This window comes from Kitasatospora sp. NPDC052868 (genome assembly GCF_044547105.1).
GTDB lineage: Bacteria > Actinomycetota > Actinomycetes > Streptomycetales > Streptomycetaceae > Kitasatospora.
The window spans coordinates 131,686-151,589 of sequence record NZ_JBITZW010000011.1; the positions used below are offsets into that span (position 1 = coordinate 131,686).

Here is a 19,904-nt window from a genome sequence, read left to right on the forward strand (position 1 = left end):
CCTCTCAGAGGGCTCGTGCGATCTTGTGGATCAGCTCGCGGGAGTCGCTCTCACTCAGCGCTGACTTCTCGGTTCGGCTGAAGATAGTCCGGTAGCTTGTCAGCTCGCTCACAGCATCGAGGTAGATGGAGCCTCGTGACGACTCAAGCTCGACGGTGTCCAACTCTGCTATGGCGCCGAACGCGTAGGTGAGGTTTTCGACCGCTCCGGGAAACGTGCTGACGTCGAACGGCACCACTCTGATCGTCATCCACGGCTGTTCGGTGTCCTCAAGGAGCGACTGAAGCTGCTCCTTGAGGACCGGGGAGCCGCCGAATCTTGTCCACAGCGCCGACTCGTAGATAAAGGCGGTCAGGGGCTTCTGGTCCCGCCGGAGGTCGTTCTTCCGCTGCACTCTGAAGGCCGTTCGGGCCTCCAGCTCGTGGCGGGGTAGTGGTGGAATCAAGCGACCAAAGACCGCAGAGGCGTAGCCGATGGTCTGGCATGGCCCGGGGATGTGGGTGAGGACCCAGATCATGAGTTCGCGCGAACTCTTCTCCAGCTCGGCGTTTTCGAGGAAGCCGTCAGGGATGGTTCCCCGGTAGTCCTCCCACCATCCTTTTGATCGGTCCTGGAGCATTTCTTCAAGTGCATCGATAAGCGGTGCGTTCATGCACTTGCACGCGGCGGCGAACGACTTCAATCGTTCGGGACTCACGCCAACCTTGCCGGACTCCATCTGGCTGACCTGAGTCCTGTCGATGCCCAGCGCTTTGCAGAGTTGCGGTGCGGTGAGTCCGGCAGCCTCACGCATTCTCCGCAGCTCGGCACCAATGCGGCGCTGACGGAGGGTCGGGTTGCGTCGGGGCGGCATGGGTTCCTTCCTTGCCTCGGGTGATCCAAGTGTGCCGCGCGGCCTGCGGACGGGTCCACCTGCACCTCAAGAGTGAACCTAGCCCAAATCTGTATCACGGGTGATTCGGTTGCTGTAGCGTCATCTCATCGACTCACCGACGGTGCGTCAGTAACGCCTGTTTCCAAGGCAGTAGGCGCCTGCTGCCCTCGCACCGCAGAGCAGCCATGTCCTGGCCTGGCTCACGGTGGCGTATCCGCCGGTGATCGACGAACCCCACTCCACTGACCTCATCCGGAGGTTCCCCATGTGCGCCCTCAACCCCCCTGACTGGTCCGCCGCCCGGGAGGCGTTGCGCGACGTCCTCGCCGCCGTCGGCTGGCCGGACGACCTCATCCGCGACGCCGAACTCGCCCTGCATGAGTTGTTCGTCAACGCCTGGCGCCACGCGGGCAGCCCCGCGCCGACCGTGGTCGTCTCCCTCCTCGCGGACCGCACCGTCCGCGTCTCGGTCGCGGACGACAGCCCCGTCCTGCCCGAACCGCGCACGTCCGCCGACCCCTACGAGCTCTCCGGTCGGGGCCTGCACCTCGTCCGCTCGCTGACCGACCGCTTCGGCGCGGCGCCGCTCAAGCGCGGCAAGGGCAAGTTCGTCTGGTTCGAGCTGGACGCCGCCGCGTGAACGACAACCGCTCCCCGATCGCGCCCGACGACCCCCGGATCCGCGACTACACCGAGGCCCAGGTCACCGAACTCCTCCGTGAACTCCACGCCAAGGGATCCGAGTTCGGCATCCGGTGGGGCTCCGCCACCACCCACCACGGCCCCGTGGACGGCCGCATCCTGATCAACTTCGGCCACGCCCCCCTCGCCACCCTCGTCAACCTCCTCCAGCTGCTCCGCGACACCGGGAGGGGCGAGCCGTGGGAGTCGTGATCCCGATGGTGACGGCCTCCAGCCACACCGAGCGCACCACCGTCGCCTACCTCACCGTCGAAACCGTCCCCGACGCCGCCGTCCAGCTCCGGCTGGCCGTCGACCTCGACGTCCACGCCGGGCCCGGCGAGCAGCTCGCCCTCCCGCTCACCCGCGACCAGGCCGAGGAACTCCTCCACTCGCTCGCCGCCCACCTCGGGCGCCGCGTCATCGGGATCCGCCGATGAGGACCGGCACCGCGAGCTTCCTGGTCGGCGCGGCCCTCCTCACCCTCCTCGCGCTGGCCCTGGCCACCGTCGCCCTCGGCGTCGTCACCGCCCTCAGGGTCAACGACGACTCCCAGCCCCTCGCCCCGAAACCGATCACCCGCCACGGCCGCTGGGAACTGCGCCAACTCCCCGACGGCACCACCGAGTACGCCTGGATCGCCCGCCAGGCCGGCCACTACGGCCCCGAAACCCACCACCGCAACACCACCGCCAACACCAACCCCCAGGGCCGCCACCGCATACCCACCTGAGCGCGACACGAAGGCCCCCGCCCGCCCGGGCGGGGGCCTCGCCGCACCCCGCCGCCCTCGCGCGCCGGGCGTGCCGCCTACGCGGGTGGACCGGTACGGCCGCGTCACGAGCGCCCGCCGCGGGCCGGGCGGGCTACGCTCACAGCCAGGACAGGACCTCGGGGATCCAAGGAGCGCATGACGGCCCAGACCAGCCGCGAACGCGTCATCAGAACGCTGACGTTCTGGCTGCGTCCGGCCTTCGCCCTCCGTTGCTTCAGCCGCTTCCAGAGGCTCGTGGGCTTCGACCGCTCGATGGCCCTGGCCGCCGGGGCGCTGGCCGCGACGGTCCCGCTCTCGATCCTCGTCGGCAGCATCCTGACGCACACGGGACACCAGGACGCGGCGGACCGGATCATCAACCGCTACCAGCTCACCGGGGAAGGCGCCGAGGCCGTCCGGGAGGTCCTCTCGCTGTCGTCCGACACCAGTACGACCGTCGGCATCTTCGGGGCGGTGTTCCTCGTGATCTCGGTGCTGAGCTTCGCGCGTGCGGTCCAGCGCCTGTTCGAACAGACCTGGGAGCTCAGGCCGCTCAGTGTGCGCAACACGCTGAACGACCTGTTGTGGGTGGCCGGCCTCGCGGGCTACGGGACGGTCACCGGCCTGGTCTACGGGTTCCTCGGCCACGGGCGCCTGGGGGTGGCCGCGGCCGCGGTCGAGGCGCCGGTGACCGCGGCCTTCCTCGTCTGGAGCGGTTGGATCCTCACCGCGCGGCGGATCGCCTGGCGCGCCCTGATCCCGTTCGGAGCCGTCGGGGGCGTCCTGGTGGCGGTGTACTCGGTGGGCGCGACGGTCTACCTGCCGCACCTGTTCAGTTCCTCGGCCACCCGCTACGGCGCGGTGGGCGCCGTCTTCGCGACGCTCTCGGCACTCTTCGGCGTCATGGTCGTCATCGTCGGATCGGCCGCACTCGGGCGGGAGGTGCGCGAGGAGCTCGTCGGCATCGCCAGGGGCGAGCGCCCGCCCGACGACGAGATCCGCCGCGAATGGCACACCGTGATCGACCAGGCGCGCTCACGGTGGCACAGCACCCGGCAGCAGATCGCCCGCTACCGCCGGCCCAAGGAGCCCGACGGACCCTGAGCCGTAGATCGTGATCACGGATGGGAAGGTCAGGCCCGGGACGCTCCGAGGAACCGCAGCACGGCCAGGACGCGGCGGTGGTCCGCGTCGACCACGGGCAGGTCAAGCTTGGCGAAGATGTTGTTGATGTGCTTCGCCACGGCACTCTCGCCGACCACCAGCGCCTGCGCGATGCCGGCATTGGAGCGCCCCTCGGCCATCAGGCCGAGCACCTCCCGTTCGCGGGGGGTCAGCCGCGCGAGCGGGTCGCTGTCGCGCCGCAGCAGCAACTGGGCGACGACCTGAGGGTCCAGGGCCGTGCCCCCGTCCGCCACTCGCCGGACCGCCGCCACGAAGTCGGCGACATCGGCAATCCGCTGCTTGAGCAGGTAGCCCACACCGCTGGTGTTCGCAGACAGCAGGTCAGCCGCGTACCGCTCCTCCACGTACTGAGAGAGCAGCACCACCGGCGTCCCCGGCCAGCGCCGACGGATCTCCAGCGCCGCCCGCACCCCCTCGTCGGTAAACCCGGGCGGCATCCGGACGTCGATCAGGGCAAGTTCGGGCCGGTGCTCCTCCACCGCCGCCAACAGCCCCTCCGCGTCGCCGGCCTCCGCGGCGACCTGGAACCCGCCCATCTCCAGCACCTTGATCAGGCCGACCCGCAACAGCACCGAGTCCTCGGCGATCACCGCGCGCACGGCAGCTCCGCGGTGATGGTGGTCGGCCCGCCAACGGGGCTGCTGACATGGAAGGTCCCGTCGAGGGAGCCGACCCGCTTGGCCAGCCCGGTCAGCCCCGTGCCGGCGGCGGCGTCGGCACCGCCCAACCCGTCGTCGGTAACGCGCACGCGCAGCACCTCGCCGACCCGACGGACATTGACCTCTGCACGCATCGCCTTGGCGTGCTTCGTCGCATTGGTCAGCGCCTCCGAGATCACGAAGTACGCGACCGACTCCACGCTGGGCGCCAACCGCTCCTCCAGATCGACCCGCAGCCGCACCGGCAGGGGCGCGCGGGCGGCCAGTCCGGACAACGCCGCGTCCAGACCCCGGTCCTCGAGCACGGCCGGGTGCAGCCCCCGCACCAGGTCATTGAGTTCGGCGATCGCCTCCTTCGCCTCCAGGTGCGCTCTCGCGATCACCTCGCGGGCATCATCCGGCAGGTCCGGGCGGGTGGCGATGGCCAGACCCAGGTTGACCGCGAGAGACACCAACCGCTGCTGGGTGCCGTCGTGCAGGTCGCGCTCGATCCGGCGGCGCTCCGCGTCTCCGGCCTCGATCAAGTCGGTCCGGTTCACGGCCAGCTGATCGACCCGCTCCTGGAGCCGCTGCGCCCGGCTGGGCCCGAGCAGGCCCAACGCCAGCCGCGTCTCCACCCGGGCCACAGCCCGCGCGGTCCAGGGCAGGGCGCACAGCAGGAGGAGTCCAGCCGCTGTGTACGCCGGCAGCCGGGTCAGGTAGCCGAACCAGTCCTGGCGGACTCCGGTCGGCAGCGCCCATGACCAGGCACAGGCGACGACGCCCGCCAGGCCCGCCGCCGCGACCGCGAGCACCAGCAGCTCCAGCAGCGCGAACAGCGGGCCCAGCAGGAGGTGGTAGCCGATCTTGCGCCAGGGCCGCGCCGCCGCGAGCCTCCGGGCGGTCGAGGCCCACGTCCACTGTTCCGGTGCGACGGGGGCGAGCCGGGGGACGTCCACACCGATGAGCACCCGGTAGCGAGCCCGCTGAACGGCCGTCAGCACCGGGGATCCGAACAGGACCAGCGCGGCCGACACGGAAACCGTGAGGAGCCAGTTCCCCGTCCTGGCGGTGGTCGTCGCCGCCCAGGCCCACACGGGCACCAGCGCCAGGTGCGGCAGCACACCAGTGGCAAGAAAGCCGGTGTCCCGCTGCGCCCGGAGGACCGTGCGTCTCAGTCCAGCTGGAATCGTCATGGCACGACGCTAGGGCACCGCAGGAGGACGGTGCCATGAAACCTGTACCCGATCTCACGGTGAACCTAGTACCAGCTGCAGATCTTGATCCTGGCCTGTGGGCGGACGGCATCTCGGGTCGGGGTTCGTCGTTGGCCTCCAGGGCCCCAACTGTGTCCTCCGGTGAGGACATCACCCACCAGGCTCCGAGATTCGATCTCCCTGGCCCGATAAGGTCGTTGACGGGTGTGCCGGAGGGAGACGAGTGGTGTATCGAATGCGTGAGGGGACGTCTGCGGATGTCCAGGCCATCGCGGCGATGGTGCGGTCCCGGTCGGCCTGGTTGTCTGCGCGGGGCCTGGGCGAGTGCGCGAGCATGGCGCAGGAGTACGGTTCGCAGGCCGCGAGCCCGGACTTCCCGGTGTGGGTGCTGGAGCACGACACCGAGGGAGTCTTGGGGTGTACGACTCACTTCGGGAACGAGTCCCTTCCGCCCTGGGGGTTCACCGACGAGGAGCGGACCGAGTCGACTCTCTTCCTGGCGACGACGTTCACCGTTCCGAACCCGCACCGGCTTGGCCGACTGATCGCCTGGTGGTCGCTGGACCGGGCTGCCGAGCTGGGCTTGAAGTGGGTTCGGCGGGGGACCGGCCAGGAGCAGCTGGCCAGGTACTACCAAGAGACCCAGGGTTGGGACCTCGTACGGGTCGCCGAGCGTCACGGGACGAAGGTGTTCATGCTGCAGCGTGAAGCCGAGCGGATGCCATCAGTGGCCGACATGATGGCCGGCGAGGGTCTGTAGCCAACAGGCGGTGGTCACCGGCAGGGTGTTCCCGCTGGTGACCACCGCGTTCTCAACGCCGGGTGAGCGCGGAGTCCGCGAGGAGCGCGAACACGACCTCGTGGTCACCGTCCGCCGTGGTACCGGCCTCCAGTCGGCCCGCGACGGCGCCGAGGCCGTCCGGGTCGAGGAGCCCGACTTCGATCAGCGGTGATCCCTCGGCGAGGATCTGTCGGAGGCGGGGTACCCCATGGCGGCGCATCGCGAGTGTGATGACCTGTTGGAAGTTCTCGGCGAGCGGCGGGTGGGCGACCTGCGCGGGCAGGCCGGTGCGGGCGATGACCTCGCGAAGGAGGCGCTTTCTCTCCCGCCATTCCAGCGGCATCCACTCGCACAGCCGAACGAGTACCGGGTCGGTGAGCGGATGGATCGGCCAGATGCCGCGTCGCAGGAACGCGGGCCCGCATACGGTCTTGGCCATGAGCGCGGTCTCGGGAACGACGGCAGCCGGGGTGATCGCGGTGTCGATCTCCAGGAGGGAAGCGAGGGCGGCGGGGCCGAGCCACGGCGGCGTGTCTGCGGGTTCGAACCCGCCCCAGCCGCCTACGTCCTCGGCGGCGGTCGTCGCCATCAGCTCGTCGCCGCCGATCCCGGTGAACACGGCATTGATGCCACGGTCGGTGAACCGCCCGGAGAGTGAGCCGAGGGCATCGGCGTAGATGTCATCGTACGGGGAGGTCCACTGGGGACGGCTGTAGCGGGAGGCCGGCCCGTATGGCAGCTGGTCGAGGGCGTTGACGGTCACGCTCGACCAGCCGGAGGCGATGTACTCCAGGATCAGTCTTCGACGTTCGGCCTGTTGGAGTCCTCGCTCGGCGTCCAGCAGTACGGTTCCGGCGGTTACTCCGATGCGCTGTGGGGTTGTCCGCAGGGCTAGAGCGACGACGGTGGAGTCCATGCCGCCCGACAACTGCACGGCGGTTCTGGAGCCCGTCCAGGGCAGCCGGGCGACGGACCGGCTGAGGAGGTCAAGGAACAGCGGGACGGGATCCCTGCCCTTCTGAAGGGAGCGTGCACGGGAGTGGGTCGCAGGCCGTGGGAACTGGATGACGAGTGAACCGTCCCGCCCGAAGCGAGCGGTGGCCCGCTCGGTGAGGAGCCGGATGCCCTGCCAGAAGGTGGCGGCCGTGTATCGCGCGCGCAGGGCGAGGTGGCGGGTGACGGCCAGGTGGTCGAGGCGGTCCGGCCTTTGGTGATCGCGCAGGTGCGCGAGGTCCCACGAGCCGTGCAGCACGCCGTCGGCGGCAGCGAGGTACTGCGGTGCTGTGCACTCGGTGCCGGTCCTGACCCGGACCTCCTGGCCTGGCCTGGTTTCAACTGTCACCCAGTCGTTCCAGGTTGTTCGGAGATCGCAGAGCCTGTTGTCGTATGCGCTGGTGGACATGCGCGCGATTTCGGGGCGGCCGGGGCCGGTACCGGTTCTCCTGGCGGCGGAGATGAAGACGGTGCGGAGCCCGTCGGTCAATGCGGCCTGGTGGGTCAGCTCGTGGCGGTACGGCTCGATCCAGGACGACTTGCACCGCCAGTGGTCGCCCGCCCACGTCCAGGTATCGCCGAGCGTGAGGTCATCGTGGGAGATGCGCAGGTGGAGCATCGGCAGCCTGCCCTTCGTGCGTCTGGGGTATGGGACGCGTACCGGCCGCAGCAGCCGAGGCTGCTGCGGCCGGTACGAGGGCTGTCAGACGGCCGTGGTGTCGTACGTCTGGACGGAGTCACTGGACCCGGCGATCTTCTTGTACGAGTACCGGTCGGTGGTGTCCATGACCTCGTACGCCGGCTCGTCACCGAAGATCCGGTCGGCGGCCTCGATGAGCATCGCTTCGTCGGTGACGTTCACTGGGTTGTTCCCTTCGTCTGCGATCGGATGGCCTCCCCTTAGTTGCGGGGGAGGCCCGGCGTCGGCGGGACTGCCGGTGCCGGCTCGGCCCAAGGGTGTGCCTGTCTGCTCGGGCCTTACGGGAACAGACAACTGCCGGGTGGGTGCGCTCGGTAACTGCCTGGTTGTGATCAGGAGTTGAAAGCGCTGAACCATCGGGCAGAATGCCCGACATGTCGACTATGGATCGTCAGAACAGTGCGCTTGCAGGGCTGTTGTATGAGTCGGGCTGGCAACACGGCCAGTTCGCCAGGGCCATCAATGCGGCCGGCACCCGAGTCGGCCTTGCACTCAAGTGCGACGCCTCGTCGGTCAGTCACTGGTTGATCGACGGCACCAGTCCGCGTGTGAGGACGCAGGAGCTGATCCTCCAGGTGCTGTCCGCGCGGTTGAAACGGCCGGTGACATCGATGGAGGCGGGGTTCGGTGGCCCGAGGCTTGACGCGGGCGGTGGGAATCCGGTTACTGGGCTGATGGATCTCGCACGTGCGGACATGGACCCGTCCCGGCGCGCGGTGCTCGGCGCCGGCCTCTACTCGGCGGTGCTGGCGATCCCCGGCTGGCAGGACGTCATCGGGCGGATCGACATGATCCAGACCGATCCGAACCTGCGTATCGGTCGCGGAGAGGTCGAGTCGGTCATCGCGATGACCGACCTCATCAGCGGCATCGACGACCGGCAGGGGGGTCGGTATGCACGACCCATGGCGGCGTCCTACCTGGTCAATGCGATTGGGCCGTTTCTGCGGGCCGAAGCTCCGGACGATGTTCGGAGGGCGATGCTGTCCGCTGCGGCCGACCACTGCTACCTGACCGGTTACATGGCCATGGACGAACGCCTTGACGGCCTTGCCAATCAGTACTACGTCAAGGCCCTGGAGCTGGCCCGGCTCGCGGGCGACGAACTGACGTACTGCACGACACTGCGTGGCATGAGCGTCATGCACGGCGACCTTGGTGACGGCGCCACAGCCATGAGACTGGCCGAGGGGGCATCCGCTGCGTCGCCCCAGGCCGGACCTCGGATGCGGGCGTTCCTGGCGGGACAGGAAGCCCACGCGGCAGCCCTGGTCGGAGACCGGCCGCTCGCACTTCTGCGAATCCAGCAGGCTGAGACGGCGATGGAGAAGGCCGAGTCGCAGGCCAAGGCCATCGGTTCCTACGACCCATCGGCCCTGCACTATCACCTTTCCCAAGTCCATTATGAGCTAGGTGACTTGAAAGGCGCCATCGAGTCGATGCAGGAGTCCCACCGGATTCGCGAGCCCGTCTACCGGAGGACGAGGGTTCGGTACGGGGCCATGCTCGCCGAGCGGAAGTTCACGGCCGGCCGCGTCGAGGAAGCCTGCGCGGACTGGCACCTGGTCCTCGATGAGTACCCGCTGGTTCAGTCCGGTCGAGCCGACGACCGATTCCGCCGGATGCAGGCGATGATCAAGCCGTACCTCGGTAGCCCTCACGTCCGCGAGCTCGACGACCGGGCCCGGTCCATGGCCAGGTGAGCCCTGGCGGCCCGAAGGAGGATCGTGGTGGCCGGTGTGCGCGGCCGCCGGGGTCACTCCCAGCGGAAGAAACGGGCCGCTGCGGCCAGGCCGAGTACCGACCAGCCGGTCAGGATGCCGAGGTCGGCCCACGGCACGCCCGCGCCGGTCTGGAGGACGGACCGCAGGCCGTCGGACAGCGCCGCGATCGGGGTCAGCTCCAGCACCGACTGGACCGCCGCGGGGAACCTGCTCAGCGGCACGACCACGCCGCCGGCCAGCAGCAGCAGGATGAAGACCAGGTTGGCCGCGGCCAGCGTGGCCTCCGCCTTGAGCGTCCCGGCCATCAGCAGCCCGAGGCCCGAGAACGCGGCCGTCCCGAGCGCCAGCAGGGCGACGACGCTGAACGGATCCCCCTGCGGGGACCAGCCGAGCGCCAGCGCGATCACGCTCAGCAGCGCCACCTGCAGCGCCTCCGTCACCAGCACGCAGCCCGTCTTCGCGGTCAGCAGCGCCCAGCGCGGCAGCGGGCTGGCGCCGAGCCGCTTCAGCACGCCGTACCGCCGCTCGAAGCCGGTGGCGATGGCCTGCCCGGTGAAGGCGGTGGACATCACGGCCAGCGCGAGCAGGCCCGGCGCCAGGAAGTCGACCCGCTTGCCGGGGCCCTCCACCGCGACGATGTCGACGGAAGAAAAGAGGACGAGCAGCACCGTCGGGATGATCACCGTGAGCAGCAGCTGTTCGCCGTTGCGCAGCAGCATCCTCGTCTCGAAGGCGGTCTGCGCGAGCAGCATCCGGCCGACGGACGCGGCGCCCGGCTTCGGGGAGTAGTCCACGGAGGTCATGAGCGGAGGTCCCGTCCGGTCAGGTCGAGGAAGACGTCCTCGAGGCTGCGGCGCTGCACGGAGAGCCGCTCGGGGAGGATGCCGGAGGCCGCGCACCAGCCGGTGACGGTGGCCAGCAGCTGCGGGTCCACGGGCGCCCCGATCAGGTAGCCGCCGGGGGTGGGCTCGGTGGCGGTGGCGCCCTCGGGCAGTTCCTTGAGCAGCGGGCCGAGGTCCAGCCCGGGCGGCCCGTCGAAGCGCAGCGTGGACTCGGCGCCGCCGCGGCAGAGCTCCTCGGGGGTGCCCTCGGTGACCACCCGGCCGCGGTCGACGATGGCGACCCGGTCGGCGAGCTGCTCGGCCTCGTCCATGTGGTGGGTGGTGACGACCACGGTGACGCCGTCCCGGCGCAGGTCGCGGACCAGCTCCCAGGTGGCGTGCCGGGCCTGCGGGTCGAGCCCGGCGGTGGGCTCGTCCAGGAAGACCAGCTCCGGGCGGCCGACCACGGCCATCGCGAGGGCGAGCCGCTGCTGCTGGCCGCCGGAGAGCCGCCGGTAGGTGGTGCGGCCGCAGGAGCCGAGCCCGAGCCGCTCGACCAGGGCGTCCACGTCCAGCGGGTGGGCGTGCAGCTTCGCGGTGTGCCGCAGCATCTCGACGGCGCGCGCGCCCGCGTACACGCCGCCCGACTGCAACATCACGCCGATCCGCGGGCGCAGCTCGGCGCCCTGGGCGACCGGGTCGAGGCCGAGGACGCGGACGGTGCCGGCGTCGGGGCGGCGATAGCCCTCGCAGACCTCGATGGTGGTGGTCTTCCCGGCGCCGTTGGGGCCGAGGACGGCGGTGACGGCGCCGCGCGCGATGACGAGGTCGAGACCGTCCACCGCGGTCTTCTCGCCGTAGCGCTTGACCAGCCCGGTGATCTGGACCGCGGGTTCGGAGTGCATACCGGCGAGTCTAAGAGGACCGAACACGGCGGCCGGACGGGAGGCCGGGCCGCGGCGACGGCCCGGGGCGGCGGGGGTTTGCGGAGGGGCGGATTCCAGATGGGTGGGCTTCCCGCAGACGGGCCCGGGACGGCCGAAGTGACCGGCGGGGAACCGGCGGGGAACCGGGCGGGGAACGGCCTCCATTGATCGTTTTCGCAGGTCAGGTAAGCCTTACCTGCGTGACAGATGCCACGGATGAGGCGTGGGTCACGGCTTGTCCTCCCGGAAGTAATTACGCAACACTGGTGTTGTGAAAAACATGCGCGAGCACGCCACGCACCAGGAGGCCGAGTCGGCCCCCGGCTGCGCCGTGCCCGCGACGGCGGCCGAGGTGCTGCTGGACGGCCACCGCGCCACCCGGGACCGGGTCGCCCGATCGATCCTGGACCACGGCCCGTCCTCCGCCACCGACCTGGCCAACCGGCTCGGTCTGACCAGCGCGGCGGTCCGCCGCCACCTGGACGGACTGGCCGCCGCCGGGCTGGTCGACGCCCGCGAGCAGCGGGTGTACGGCAGCCGGGGCCGGGGCCGCCCGGCCAAGGTCTTCGCCCTCACCGACGCCGGTCGGGACGCCTTCTACCAGGCGTACGACCAGCTCGCCGCCGACGCCCTGCGCTGGATCTCCGACGCGGTCGGCGGCGGCAAGGCCGGCGAGGAGGCGGTCGCCGCCTTCGCGCGGGCCCGCTTCGGCAAGCAGGGCGAGCGGTACCTCGACGCGCTGGACCAGGTCGAGGCCGCAGAGCGCACCGAGGCGCTCGCCCAGGCGCTGAGCGCCGACGGGTACGCTGCCACGGTGCGCAGAGTCCCGTCGGCCGCGGCGAAAGCCCCGGCGGGCGCCCAGCTCTGCCAGCACCACTGCCCGGTCGCGCACATCGCCGAGCAGTTCCCGCAGCTCTGCGAGGCGGAGACCGAGGTCTTCTCCCAGCTGCTGGGCACCCATGTGCAACGGCTGGCCACGATCGCCCACGGCGACGGGGTCTGCACCACCTATGTGCCGGCACCCGGTGCCGCATCGTCGCCCGCCCTGCGCTCCGCAGGCGGCTCCGATGCAGTGCCGACTGCCGGTACGTCCACCGATGATTCAGCCTCCGCGCGTTAGGAAGCTCGCATGACTGACACCGTTTCGCACCCGGAGCTCGAAGGCCTGGGCACCTACGAGTACGGCTGGGCGGACCCGGACACCGCCGGTGCCACCGCCAAGCGCGGGCTCAGCGAGGACGTCGTCCGCGACATCTCGGCGAAGAAGAGCGAGTCCGAGTGGATGCTGAACCTTCGCCTCAAGGGCCTGAAGCTGTTCGGCAAGAAGCCCATGCCGACCTGGGGCTCGGACCTCACCGGCATCGACTTCGACAACATCAAGTACTTCGTCCGCTCGACCGAGAAGCAGGCCGAGTCGTGGGAGGACCTGCCCGCCGACATCAAGGCGACCTACGACCGGCTGGGCATCCCGGAGGCGGAGAAGCAGCGGCTGGTGGCCGGTGTGGCCGCGCAGTACGAGTCCGAGGTGGTCTACCACCAGATCCGTGAGGACCTGGAGGAGCAGGGCGTCCTCTTCCTGGACACCGACACCGCGCTCAAGGAGCACCCGGAGATCTTCAAGGAGTACTTCGGCACCGTCATCCCGGCCGGCGACAACAAGTTCGCCGCGCTGAACACGGCGGTCTGGTCCGGCGGCTCCTTCATCTACGTGCCGAAGGGTGTCCACGTCGACATCCCGCTCCAGGCCTACTTCCGGATCAACACCGAGAACATGGGCCAGTTCGAGCGGACGCTGATCATCGTCGACGAGGACGCCTACGTCCACTACGTCGAGGGCTGCACCGCGCCGATCTACTCCTCGGACTCGCTGCACTCCGCGGTCGTGGAGATCATCGTCAAGAAGGGCGGCCGCTGCCGCTACACGACCATCCAGAACTGGTCGAACAACGTCTACAACCTGGTCACCAAGCGCGCCGTGGCGTACGAGGGCGCGACCATGGAGTGGGTCGACGGCAACATCGGCTCCAAGGTCACCATGAAGTACCCGGCCGTCTACCTGATGGGCGAGCACGCCAAGGGCGAGACCCTGTCGATCGCCTTCGCGGGCGAGGGCCAGCACCAGGACGCCGGCGCCAAGATGGTCCACATGGCGCCGAACACCTCCTCCAACATCGTCTCCAAGTCGGTGGCGCGAGGCGGCGGCCGCACCTCCTACCGCGGTCTGATCGAGATCGGCGAGGGCTCCAAGGGCGCCAAGTCCAACGTGCTCTGCGACGCGCTGCTGGTCGACACCATCTCCCGCTCGGACACCTACCCGTACGTGGACGTCCGCGAGGACGACGTGTCGATGGGCCACGAGGCGACGGTCTCCAAGGTCAGCGAGGACCAGCTCTTCTACCTGATGAGCCGGGGCATGACCGAGTTCGAGGCGATGGCGATGATCGTCCGCGGCTTCGTCGAGCCGATCGCGCGCGAGCTGCCGATGGAGTACGCGCTGGAGCTGAACCGGCTGATCGAGCTGCAGATGGAAGGCTCTGTCGGCTGATACGCAGCCGCACACGGTCCCGTCCGCATTCCTAGGAAGAGAGCACCACGACAGCCATGGCTGACGTCAACACCCCCACCGGCTCCACCACCGCCGGTTCGATCGAGGTCGGTACCGCCGGCGCGGGCGCGCAGCTCGCCGGCCCCGGCACCGGCCGCGCCACCGTCCAGCAGCCGATCGACGCCCGGGTCGCGGTCAAGCCCTCCTTCGAGGTGGGCGACTTCCCGGTGCCGACCGGGCGCGAGGAGGACTGGCGGTTCACCCCGCTGCACCGTCTCGGCGGCCTGCACGACGGCACCGCCGCCGAGGCCGAGAAGGGCGAGGACAAGGTCGAGCTGAGCCTGCCGGACGGCGTCACCGCCGAGACGGTCGGCCGCGACGACGCCCGCCTGGGCAAGGCCGGCAAGCCGGTCGACCGGGTCGCCGCCCAGGCCTTCAGCGCCTTCGAGCAGGCGCTCGTGGTCACCGTCCCCAAGGAGACGGTGCTCACCGAGCCGGTCAAGATCGACGTGCACGGCGAGGGCGGCACCCGCTTCGCCCACGTGGTGGTCGACGTCAAGCCGTTCGCCGAGGCCGTCGTGGTCATCAACCACACCGGTACCGGTACCCGGGCCGCCAACGTCGAGCTGCTGGTCGGCGACGGCGCCAAGCTGACCTTCGTCTCCGTCCAGGACTGGGACCGGGACGCGGTGCACGTGGCCCAGCAGACAGCCCTGGTCGGCCGGGACGCCTCGCTGAAGTCCGTGGTCGTCAGCTTCGGCGGCGACGTCGTCCGCATCCACCCGCGGATCTCCTACGCCGGACCGGGCGGCGAGGCCGAGCTCTTCGGCCTCTACTTCGCCGACGCCGGCCAGCACCTGGAGCACCGTCTGGTCATCGACCACGACACCCCGCACTGCCGCTCCAACGTGGTCTACAAGGGCGCGCTGCAGGGCAAGGACGCGCACGCGGTCTGGGTCGGCGACGTGCTGATCCGCGCCGCCGCCGAGGGCACCGACACCTACGAGCTCAACCGCAACCTGGTGCTCACCGACGGCGCCCGGGTGGACTCCATCCCGAACCTGGAGATCGAGACCGGCGAGATCGTCGGCGCCGGCCACGCCTCGGCGACGGGCCGCTTCGACGACGAGCAGCTCTTCTACCTGCAGGCCCGCGGCATCCCGGCCGACGAGGCCCGCCGCCTGGTGGTCCGCGGCTTCTTCGCCGAGCTGGTCCAGCAGATCGGCGTCGCCGAGATCCAGGACCACCTGATGGAGAAGATCGAGGCCGAGCTGGAAGCGGCGGTCTGATGAGTTTTCTCCGTGCCTGCGCGCTGAGCGAGCTGGCCGAGGACGTGCCCCGGCGCGTCGACCTCAACGGCGTGCCGGTCTCCGTCGTGCGCACCGACGAGGGGGTGTTCGCGATCAACGACACCTGCTCGCACGCGAACGTCTCCCTCTCCGAGGGCGAGGTCGAGGACTGCATGATCGAGTGCTGGCTGCACGGCTCCAGCTTCGACCTGCGCACCGGCAAGCCCTCCGGCCTGCCCGCCACCAAGCCGGTCGCTGTCTACCCCGTAAAGATCGAAGGGGACGATGTGCTCGTCTCCGTCAACCAGGAGTCCTGAGTACACATGGCAACCCTTGAAATCCGCGACCTGCACGTCTCCGTCGAGGCCGAGAACGGCCCCCGGGAGATCCTGAAGGGCGTCGACCTGACCGTGAAGCAGGGCGAGACCCACGCGATCATGGGTCCGAACGGCTCCGGCAAGTCCACCCTGGCCTACTCGCTGGCCGGCCACCCGAAGTACACCGTCACCGGCGGCTCGGTGCTGCTGGACGGTGAGGACGTCCTGGAGATGTCCGTCGACGAGCGCGCCCGGGCCGGCGTCTTCCTGGCCATGCAGTACCCGGTCGAGGTCCCCGGTGTCTCGGTCTCCAACTTCCTGCGCACCGCCGCCACCGCCGTCCGCGGCGACGCCCCCAAGCTGCGGCTGTGGGTGAAGGAGGTCAAGGAGGCGATGGCCGCCCTTCAGATGGACCCGGCGTTCGCCGAGCGCAACGTCAACGAGGGCTTCTCCGGCGGCGAGAAGAAGCGCCACGAGATCCTCCAGCTGGAGCTGCTCAAGCCGAAGATCGCGATCCTCGACGAGACCGACTCCGGCCTGGACGTCGACGCGCTGCGCATCGTCTCCGAGGGCATCAACCGGGTCCGCTCGACCGGCGAGGTCGGCACCCTGCTGGTGACCCACTACACCCGCATCCTGCGGTACATCAAGCCCGACTACGTCCACGTCTTCGCGGCCGGCCGCATCGTCGAGTCCGGCGGTGCCGAGCTGGCCGACAAGCTGGAGAACGAGGGCTACGAGTCCTACGTGAAGGGCGGCGCTTCCGAGTGACCCATACTCACGAGTCGGCGGTTCTGTCGGGCCTGCTCGACACCGATGCGATCCGCAAGGACTTCCCCGTCCTGCAGCGGCTGCTGCACGACGACAAGCCGCTGGTCTACCTGGACAACGCGGCGACCTCGCAGAAGCCGCGCCAGGTGCTGGAAGCCCTGAACGCCTACTACGAGCGGCACAACTCCAACGTCCACCGCGGCGTGCACGTGCTCGCCGAGGAGGCCACGGCGCTCTACGAGGGCGCCCGTGACAAGGTCGCGGCCTTCATCAACGCGCCGAGCCGCAACGAGGTGGTCTTCACCAAGAACGCCTCGGAGTCGCTCAACCTGGTCGCCAACATGCTGACCTGGGCGGACGAGCCGTACCGGGTCGACGCCGAGTCCGAGATCGTCATCACGGAGATGGAGCACCACTCCAACATCGTCCCGTGGCAGCTGCTCTCGCAGCGCACCGGCGCGAAGCTGAAGTGGTTCGGGCTGACCGACGAGGGCCGGCTCGACCTGTCCAACATCGACGAGCTGATCACCGAGAAGACCAAGGTCGTCTCGTTCACGCTGGTCTCCAACCTCCTCGGCACGGTCAACCCGGTCGAGGCCATCGTCCGCAAGGCCCAGTCGGTCGGCGCGCTGGTCGTCATCGACGCCTCGCAGGCCGCGCCGCACATGGTGCTGGACGTGCAGGCGCTGGAGGCGGACTTCGTCGCCTTCACCGGCCACAAGATGCTGGCGCCGACCGGCATCGGCGTGCTCTGGGGCCGCCAGGAGCTGCTGGAGGACCTCCCGCCGTTCCTCGGCGGCGGCGAGATGATCGAGACCGTCACGATGGGCTCGTCCACCTACGCCCCGGCGCCGCACAAGTTCGAGGCCGGCACCCCGCCGATCGCCCAGGCGGTCGGTCTCGGTGCGGCCATCGACTACCTGTCGGCCATCGGCATGGACCGGATCGCCGCGCACGAGCACGCGATCACCGAGTACGCGGTCGAGCGGCTGCTGGAGGTCCCGGACCTGCGGATCATCGGCCCGCGCACGGCCGTGGACCGCGGTGCGGCGATCTCGTTCACGCTGGGCGACATCCACCCGCACGACGTGGGCCAGGTGCTGGACGAGCAGGGCATCGCCGTGCGCGTCGGCCACCACTGCGCACGGCCGGTCTGCCTGCGGTACGGAATTCCGGCGACCACGCGGGCGTCGTTCTACCTGTACTCGACGCCCGGTGAGGTGGACGCCCTGATCGACGGCCTCCACCACGTCCGGAACTTCTTCGGCTGACAGGACGGCCCACGACATGAAGCTCGACTCGATGTACCAGGACATCATCCTGGACCACTACCGCAACCCCCACGGCAAGGGACTGCGGCCCGGTGACGCCGAGGTGCACCACGTCAACCCGACGTGTGGCGACGAGATCACCCTGCGGGTGCGGCTCGACGGCGCCACGGTCGCGGACGTCTCGTACGAGTCCCAGGGCTGTTCGATCAGTCAGGCCAGCGCCTCGGTGCTGAACGACCTGGTGGTCGGCAAGAGCGTCGGCGACGCGCAGGCCGTCCAGGAGGCCTTCCTGGAGCTGATGCAGAGCAAGGGCCAGGGCGAGGGCGACGAGGAGGTGCTGGAGGACGCGGTCGCGTTCGCCGGCGTCTCCAAGTACCCGGCCCGGGTCAAGTGCGCGCTGCTGAGCTGGATGGCCTGGAAGGACGCCACCGCCAAGGCGCTCGCCGAGCACCCCGCCGTCAACGACTAAGCAGAAGAGGAGGACAGACACATGAGTGACACCGAGACGCCCGCCCCTTCCGCTGAGGGCGGTCCGACCGTCATCGTCGGCACCACCGCCGGCACCGTCTCCGTCGAGGACCTGACCGAGGCCCTGATGGACGTCGTCGACCCCGAGCTGGGCATCGACGTCGTCAACCTGGGCCTGATCTACGGCATCCACATCGACGAGTCCGACGTGGCGACCATCGACATGACGCTCACCTCGGCGGCCTGCCCGCTGACCGACGTCATCGAGGACCAGGCCAAGACGGCCACCGACGGCCTCGTCCAGGACCTGCGGATCAACTGGGTCTGGATGCCGCCGTGGGGCCCGGACAAGATCACCGACGACGGCCGCGACCAGCTCCGCGCTTTGGGCTTCAACGTCTGAGACCGGTCGACCGTCAACCCGCTGCCGCGCGAGTCTCCCCTTCGGGGGAAGTATTCGCGCGGCAGTGGTCTTGAGCCCGAAACGCCGCTGCCCGGTACGGAGGTCCGTACCGGGCAGCGGCGTCTTGGGTGGTCAGGCGCGCTTGGGGGAGCGGGCCACGGCGATGGCCAGGGCCACGCAGGCGAGGGCGGCCAGGGTGGCGAACCCGCTGGTGGCCGGGAGCAGGCCGTAGTGCTGGACGAGGGCGCCGACGCCGACGATGGGCAGCGAGGAGCCGAGGTAGACGATGACCCACAGGGAGCTCAGCTCGGAGCCCCGGCGCTCGGGGTTCATCGCGGCGACGGCGGAGGTGAACAGGGACCGGAAGGCCACGCCCTGGCAGGCGCCGCCGAGGACGCTGCCGATGAACAGCAGCGCGGCGGTGCCGGTGTACTGGGCGGTGATGACCAGGGCGAGGCCCGAGGCGAGGCCGGCCATGCCGAGCGCGATGACCAGGCGGTCGGCGGTCGGCGGGACGAGCAGCTGGGCGGCCGCGGAGGAGCCGAGCAGCAGGGCCGCCACCACGGCGCCGGTCAGCCGGGAGTCGCTGTGCAGCACCTTGGCCGAGAAGGCCGGGGCCAGGCTCAGGTAGACGCCGAAGACCGCGTAGGAGACGAAGCCGGCCCCGGAGGCGAGCAGGAACTCGCGGCGGCCGGTGGCCGGCAGGGCGAGGCGCTGCGGGCGCAGGTGGGCCGGGGTGGTGATGCGCGGCGGGGCGGCCGGCGGGCGGTTGCGGCCGGGCATCCGGGGGTGGACCAGGGCCAGCGGCACACAGAGCGCCAGCAGGGCGACGGCGTGCAGCAGGAAGGGCGTCATCAGCGGGTCCGAGCCGCCGGCCAGCAGGGCGCCGACCACCGGGCCGAGGGCGACGCCGCCCGCCGAACAGGCCAGGGTGAGCTTGGCGGCCAGGGTCGGGCGGTCCGGCAGCAGGTCGCCCAGCGCCGCTCCGGCGGCGCCGGTGGACAGGCCGACCGCGATGCCCTGGACGGCCCGGCCGAGCGCCAGCTGCCAGAAGCTCCCCGCGGTGGCGAACACCACGTCCCCGGCGGCGGCCAGTGCCACGGCCGGCAGGATCAGCGCGCGCCGGCCGAGGTGGTCCGACCAGTGGCCGACCACGGCGAGCACCGGGACCAGCGCGAACACGTAGACGGTGAACAGCAGCGTGGTGTCGAACGGGCCGAGGGCCAGCCGCTGCTGGAGCAGCGGGTAGATCGGGGTCGCCAGGTTGGCTCCGACCAGCATGAACAGCAGGGCGGCGGCCACCAGGCCGACGCGGATGCCGCGCAGCGCGTTCCAGCGGCTGATCGCGGCGAGCTGGAGCTGGGCGCGGGGCGCGAGCTCCAGGGGAAGCAGGGCCTCCGACAGTCGGCGTCCGTCGAACTGCGCGGTGCGCAGGCCGGAGCCGGCAGGGGAGAGGTCCGCCATGGCAGGGGTCTCCTGTGGCCGGGCACCACCGGGGTCGGCGGGGTGTGCCGATGCGCCCGTCCTGCGGCGCTGTGGTGGTGGC

At 70.1% G+C, this 19,904-nt stretch carries 23 protein-coding genes; 15 read left to right on the forward strand and 8 right to left on the reverse strand.

Features of this window, described 5'->3' with window-relative positions; all coding sequences use genetic code 11:
• Positions 1 to 4 precede the first annotated feature (4 nt).
• On the reverse strand, positions 5 to 853 hold the full coding sequence (locus ACIGZJ_RS20415) for a helix-turn-helix domain-containing protein (RefSeq protein ID WP_396458520.1): 849 nt from the start codon (positions 851 to 853) through the stop codon (positions 5 to 7).
• Positions 854 to 1,139: 286 nt separating this feature from the next.
• On the opposite strand from ACIGZJ_RS20415, the gene ACIGZJ_RS20420 reads away from it, so the two are divergent.
• The 5 genes from ACIGZJ_RS20420 (at position 1,140) to ACIGZJ_RS20440 (ending at position 3,413) form a co-directional block, all read left to right on the forward strand.
• Complete coding sequence (locus ACIGZJ_RS20420) at positions 1,140 to 1,514, forward strand: ATP-binding protein (RefSeq protein ID WP_396458521.1); 375 nt, start codon at positions 1,140 to 1,142, stop codon at positions 1,512 to 1,514.
• Positions 1,511 to 1,768 carry a hypothetical protein gene (locus ACIGZJ_RS20425; RefSeq protein WP_396458522.1) on the forward strand — a complete coding sequence of 86 codons (258 nt, stop codon included), beginning with the start codon at positions 1,511 to 1,513 and terminating at the stop codon, positions 1,766 to 1,768. The genes ACIGZJ_RS20420 and ACIGZJ_RS20425 overlap by 4 nt, the downstream gene beginning before the upstream one ends.
• On the forward strand, positions 1,756 to 1,995 hold the full coding sequence (locus ACIGZJ_RS20430) for a hypothetical protein (RefSeq protein ID WP_396458523.1): 240 nt from the start codon (positions 1,756 to 1,758) through the stop codon (positions 1,993 to 1,995). Before ACIGZJ_RS20425 ends, ACIGZJ_RS20430 begins: the two co-directional genes overlap by 13 nt.
• Positions 1,992 to 2,288, forward strand: coding sequence for a hypothetical protein (locus ACIGZJ_RS20435; RefSeq protein ID WP_396458524.1), 297 nt, complete (start codon positions 1,992 to 1,994; stop codon positions 2,286 to 2,288). The genes ACIGZJ_RS20430 and ACIGZJ_RS20435 overlap by 4 nt, the downstream gene beginning before the upstream one ends.
• Before the next feature lie 177 nt (positions 2,289 to 2,465).
• Positions 2,466 to 3,413, forward strand: coding sequence for a YhjD/YihY/BrkB family envelope integrity protein (locus ACIGZJ_RS20440; protein WP_396458525.1), 948 nt, complete (start codon positions 2,466 to 2,468; stop codon positions 3,411 to 3,413).
• Positions 3,414 to 3,442: 29 nt separating this feature from the next.
• Here the strand turns inward: ACIGZJ_RS20440 and ACIGZJ_RS20445 are convergent, their stop codons facing one another.
• Positions 3,443 to 4,093 carry a response regulator gene (locus ACIGZJ_RS20445; protein WP_396458526.1) on the reverse strand — a complete coding sequence of 217 codons (651 nt, stop codon included), beginning with the start codon at positions 4,091 to 4,093 and terminating at the stop codon, positions 3,443 to 3,445.
• Positions 4,081 to 5,328, reverse strand: coding sequence for a sensor histidine kinase (locus tag ACIGZJ_RS20450; RefSeq protein WP_396458527.1), 1,248 nt, complete (start codon positions 5,326 to 5,328; stop codon positions 4,081 to 4,083). Before ACIGZJ_RS20450 ends, ACIGZJ_RS20445 begins: the two co-directional genes overlap by 13 nt.
• 355 nt (positions 5,329 to 5,683) lie before the next feature.
• Between ACIGZJ_RS20450 and ACIGZJ_RS20455 the strand changes: the two genes are divergently transcribed.
• Positions 5,684 to 6,109 carry a hypothetical protein gene (locus tag ACIGZJ_RS20455; RefSeq protein WP_396458528.1) on the forward strand — a complete coding sequence of 142 codons (426 nt, stop codon included), beginning with the start codon at positions 5,684 to 5,686 and terminating at the stop codon, positions 6,107 to 6,109.
• A gap of 52 nt (positions 6,110 to 6,161) precedes the next feature.
• Here the strand turns inward: ACIGZJ_RS20455 and ACIGZJ_RS20460 are convergent, their stop codons facing one another.
• A complete protein-coding gene (locus ACIGZJ_RS20460) occupies positions 6,162 to 7,742 on the reverse strand; it encodes an asparagine synthase-related protein (RefSeq protein ID WP_396458529.1) in 1,581 nt (526 codons plus the stop codon).
• A gap of 84 nt (positions 7,743 to 7,826) precedes the next feature.
• A complete protein-coding gene (locus ACIGZJ_RS20465) occupies positions 7,827 to 7,985 on the reverse strand; it encodes a hypothetical protein (protein WP_396458530.1) in 159 nt (52 codons plus the stop codon).
• A gap of 212 nt (positions 7,986 to 8,197) precedes the next feature.
• Between ACIGZJ_RS20465 and ACIGZJ_RS20470 the strand changes: the two genes are divergently transcribed.
• Positions 8,198 to 9,526 (forward strand): tetratricopeptide repeat protein, encoded by a 1,329-nt coding sequence (locus ACIGZJ_RS20470; RefSeq protein WP_396458531.1) that lies wholly within the window; start codon positions 8,198 to 8,200, stop codon positions 9,524 to 9,526.
• 53 nt (positions 9,527 to 9,579) lie between these two features.
• Here the strand turns inward: ACIGZJ_RS20470 and ACIGZJ_RS20475 are convergent, their stop codons facing one another.
• Both ACIGZJ_RS20475 and ACIGZJ_RS20480 read right to left on the reverse strand, forming a co-directional pair.
• On the reverse strand, positions 9,580 to 10,350 hold the full coding sequence (locus tag ACIGZJ_RS20475; RefSeq protein WP_396458532.1) for an ABC transporter permease: 771 nt from the start codon (positions 10,348 to 10,350) through the stop codon (positions 9,580 to 9,582).
• A complete protein-coding gene (locus tag ACIGZJ_RS20480; protein ID WP_396458533.1) occupies positions 10,347 to 11,273 on the reverse strand; it encodes an ABC transporter ATP-binding protein in 927 nt (308 codons plus the stop codon). Before ACIGZJ_RS20480 ends, ACIGZJ_RS20475 begins: the two co-directional genes overlap by 4 nt.
• A 301-nt stretch (positions 11,274 to 11,574) precedes the next feature.
• Here ACIGZJ_RS20480 and ACIGZJ_RS20485 point away from each other — a divergent pair, with 301 nt between their 5' ends.
• Genes ACIGZJ_RS20485 through ACIGZJ_RS20520 form a run of 8 tightly spaced genes read left to right on the forward strand, consistent with a single transcriptional unit; the run spans position 11,575 to position 18,358 of the window.
• Positions 11,575 to 12,414, forward strand: a complete 840-nt coding sequence (locus ACIGZJ_RS20485; protein WP_396458534.1) for a helix-turn-helix transcriptional regulator — start codon at positions 11,575 to 11,577, stop codon at positions 12,412 to 12,414.
• A 9-nt stretch (positions 12,415 to 12,423) separates the two neighbouring features.
• Positions 12,424 to 13,839, forward strand: coding sequence for a Fe-S cluster assembly protein SufB (sufB, locus tag ACIGZJ_RS20490; protein ID WP_387941605.1), 1,416 nt, complete (start codon positions 12,424 to 12,426; stop codon positions 13,837 to 13,839).
• Positions 13,840 to 13,895: 56 nt separating this feature from the next.
• Positions 13,896 to 15,128: a Fe-S cluster assembly protein SufD gene (gene sufD, locus ACIGZJ_RS20495; RefSeq protein WP_392935943.1), complete on the forward strand. Its 1,233-nt coding sequence runs from the start codon at positions 13,896 to 13,898 to the stop codon at positions 15,126 to 15,128.
• Positions 15,128 to 15,445, forward strand: a complete 318-nt coding sequence (locus ACIGZJ_RS20500) for a bifunctional 3-phenylpropionate/cinnamic acid dioxygenase ferredoxin subunit (protein ID WP_209411713.1) — start codon at positions 15,128 to 15,130, stop codon at positions 15,443 to 15,445. Before sufD ends, ACIGZJ_RS20500 begins: the two co-directional genes overlap by 1 nt.
• 6 nt (positions 15,446 to 15,451) lie before the next feature.
• A complete protein-coding gene (gene sufC / locus ACIGZJ_RS20505; protein WP_392935946.1) occupies positions 15,452 to 16,216 on the forward strand; it encodes a Fe-S cluster assembly ATPase SufC in 765 nt (254 codons plus the stop codon).
• A 23-nt stretch (positions 16,217 to 16,239) separates the two neighbouring features.
• Positions 16,240 to 17,487 carry a cysteine desulfurase gene (locus ACIGZJ_RS20510; protein WP_392936339.1) on the forward strand — a complete coding sequence of 416 codons (1,248 nt, stop codon included), beginning with the start codon at positions 16,240 to 16,242 and terminating at the stop codon, positions 17,485 to 17,487.
• 16 nt (positions 17,488 to 17,503) lie between these two features.
• Positions 17,504 to 17,956 (forward strand): Fe-S cluster assembly sulfur transfer protein SufU, encoded by a 453-nt coding sequence (gene sufU / locus ACIGZJ_RS20515; RefSeq protein WP_392935948.1) that lies wholly within the window; start codon positions 17,504 to 17,506, stop codon positions 17,954 to 17,956.
• A 21-nt stretch (positions 17,957 to 17,977) separates the two neighbouring features.
• On the forward strand, positions 17,978 to 18,358 hold the full coding sequence (locus tag ACIGZJ_RS20520) for a metal-sulfur cluster assembly factor (RefSeq protein WP_387941597.1): 381 nt from the start codon (positions 17,978 to 17,980) through the stop codon (positions 18,356 to 18,358).
• A gap of 132 nt (positions 18,359 to 18,490) precedes the next feature.
• Here the strand turns inward: ACIGZJ_RS20520 and ACIGZJ_RS20525 are convergent, their stop codons facing one another.
• Complete coding sequence (locus tag ACIGZJ_RS20525; protein ID WP_396458535.1) at positions 18,491 to 19,822, reverse strand: MFS transporter; 1,332 nt, start codon at positions 19,820 to 19,822, stop codon at positions 18,491 to 18,493.
• Positions 19,823 to 19,904: the final 82 nt, after the last annotated feature.

What these genes read in the sequence shown, in the direction of transcription:
- sufD (WP_392935943.1), top strand. Translation starts at nt 13,896, where the DNA reads ATGGCTGACGTCAACACCCCCACCGGCTCCACCACCGCCGGTTCGATC.
- ACIGZJ_RS20475 (WP_396458532.1), bottom strand. Translation starts at nt 10,350, where the DNA reads ATGACCTCCGTGGACTACTCCCCGAAGCCGGGCGCCGCGTCCGTCGGC.
- ACIGZJ_RS20525 (WP_396458535.1), bottom strand. Translation starts at nt 19,822, where the DNA reads ATGGCGGACCTCTCCCCTGCCGGCTCCGGCCTGCGCACCGCGCAGTTC.
- sufC (WP_392935946.1), top strand. Translation starts at nt 15,452, where the DNA reads ATGGCAACCCTTGAAATCCGCGACCTGCACGTCTCCGTCGAGGCCGAG.
- ACIGZJ_RS20520 (WP_387941597.1), top strand. Translation starts at nt 17,978, where the DNA reads ATGAGTGACACCGAGACGCCCGCCCCTTCCGCTGAGGGCGGTCCGACC.
- sufB (WP_387941605.1), top strand. Translation starts at nt 12,424, where the DNA reads ATGACTGACACCGTTTCGCACCCGGAGCTCGAAGGCCTGGGCACCTAC.
- ACIGZJ_RS20485 (WP_396458534.1), top strand. Translation starts at nt 11,575, where the DNA reads ATGCGCGAGCACGCCACGCACCAGGAGGCCGAGTCGGCCCCCGGCTGC.
- ACIGZJ_RS20435 (WP_396458524.1), top strand. Translation starts at nt 1,992, where the DNA reads ATGAGGACCGGCACCGCGAGCTTCCTGGTCGGCGCGGCCCTCCTCACC.
- ACIGZJ_RS20470 (WP_396458531.1), top strand. Translation starts at nt 8,198, where the DNA reads ATGTCGACTATGGATCGTCAGAACAGTGCGCTTGCAGGGCTGTTGTAT.
- sufU (WP_392935948.1), top strand. Translation starts at nt 17,504, where the DNA reads ATGAAGCTCGACTCGATGTACCAGGACATCATCCTGGACCACTACCGC.
- ACIGZJ_RS20440 (WP_396458525.1), top strand. Translation starts at nt 2,466, where the DNA reads ATGACGGCCCAGACCAGCCGCGAACGCGTCATCAGAACGCTGACGTTC.
- ACIGZJ_RS20455 (WP_396458528.1), top strand. Translation starts at nt 5,684, where the DNA reads ATGGCGCAGGAGTACGGTTCGCAGGCCGCGAGCCCGGACTTCCCGGTG.
- ACIGZJ_RS20420 (WP_396458521.1), top strand. Translation starts at nt 1,140, where the DNA reads ATGTGCGCCCTCAACCCCCCTGACTGGTCCGCCGCCCGGGAGGCGTTG.
- ACIGZJ_RS20480 (WP_396458533.1), bottom strand. Translation starts at nt 11,273, where the DNA reads ATGCACTCCGAACCCGCGGTCCAGATCACCGGGCTGGTCAAGCGCTAC.
- ACIGZJ_RS20450 (WP_396458527.1), bottom strand. Translation starts at nt 5,328, where the DNA reads ATGACGATTCCAGCTGGACTGAGACGCACGGTCCTCCGGGCGCAGCGG.
- ACIGZJ_RS20460 (WP_396458529.1), bottom strand. Translation starts at nt 7,742, where the DNA reads ATGCTCCACCTGCGCATCTCCCACGATGACCTCACGCTCGGCGATACC.
- ACIGZJ_RS20415 (WP_396458520.1), bottom strand. Translation starts at nt 853, where the DNA reads ATGCCGCCCCGACGCAACCCGACCCTCCGTCAGCGCCGCATTGGTGCC.
- ACIGZJ_RS20500 (WP_209411713.1), top strand. Translation starts at nt 15,128, where the DNA reads ATGAGTTTTCTCCGTGCCTGCGCGCTGAGCGAGCTGGCCGAGGACGTG.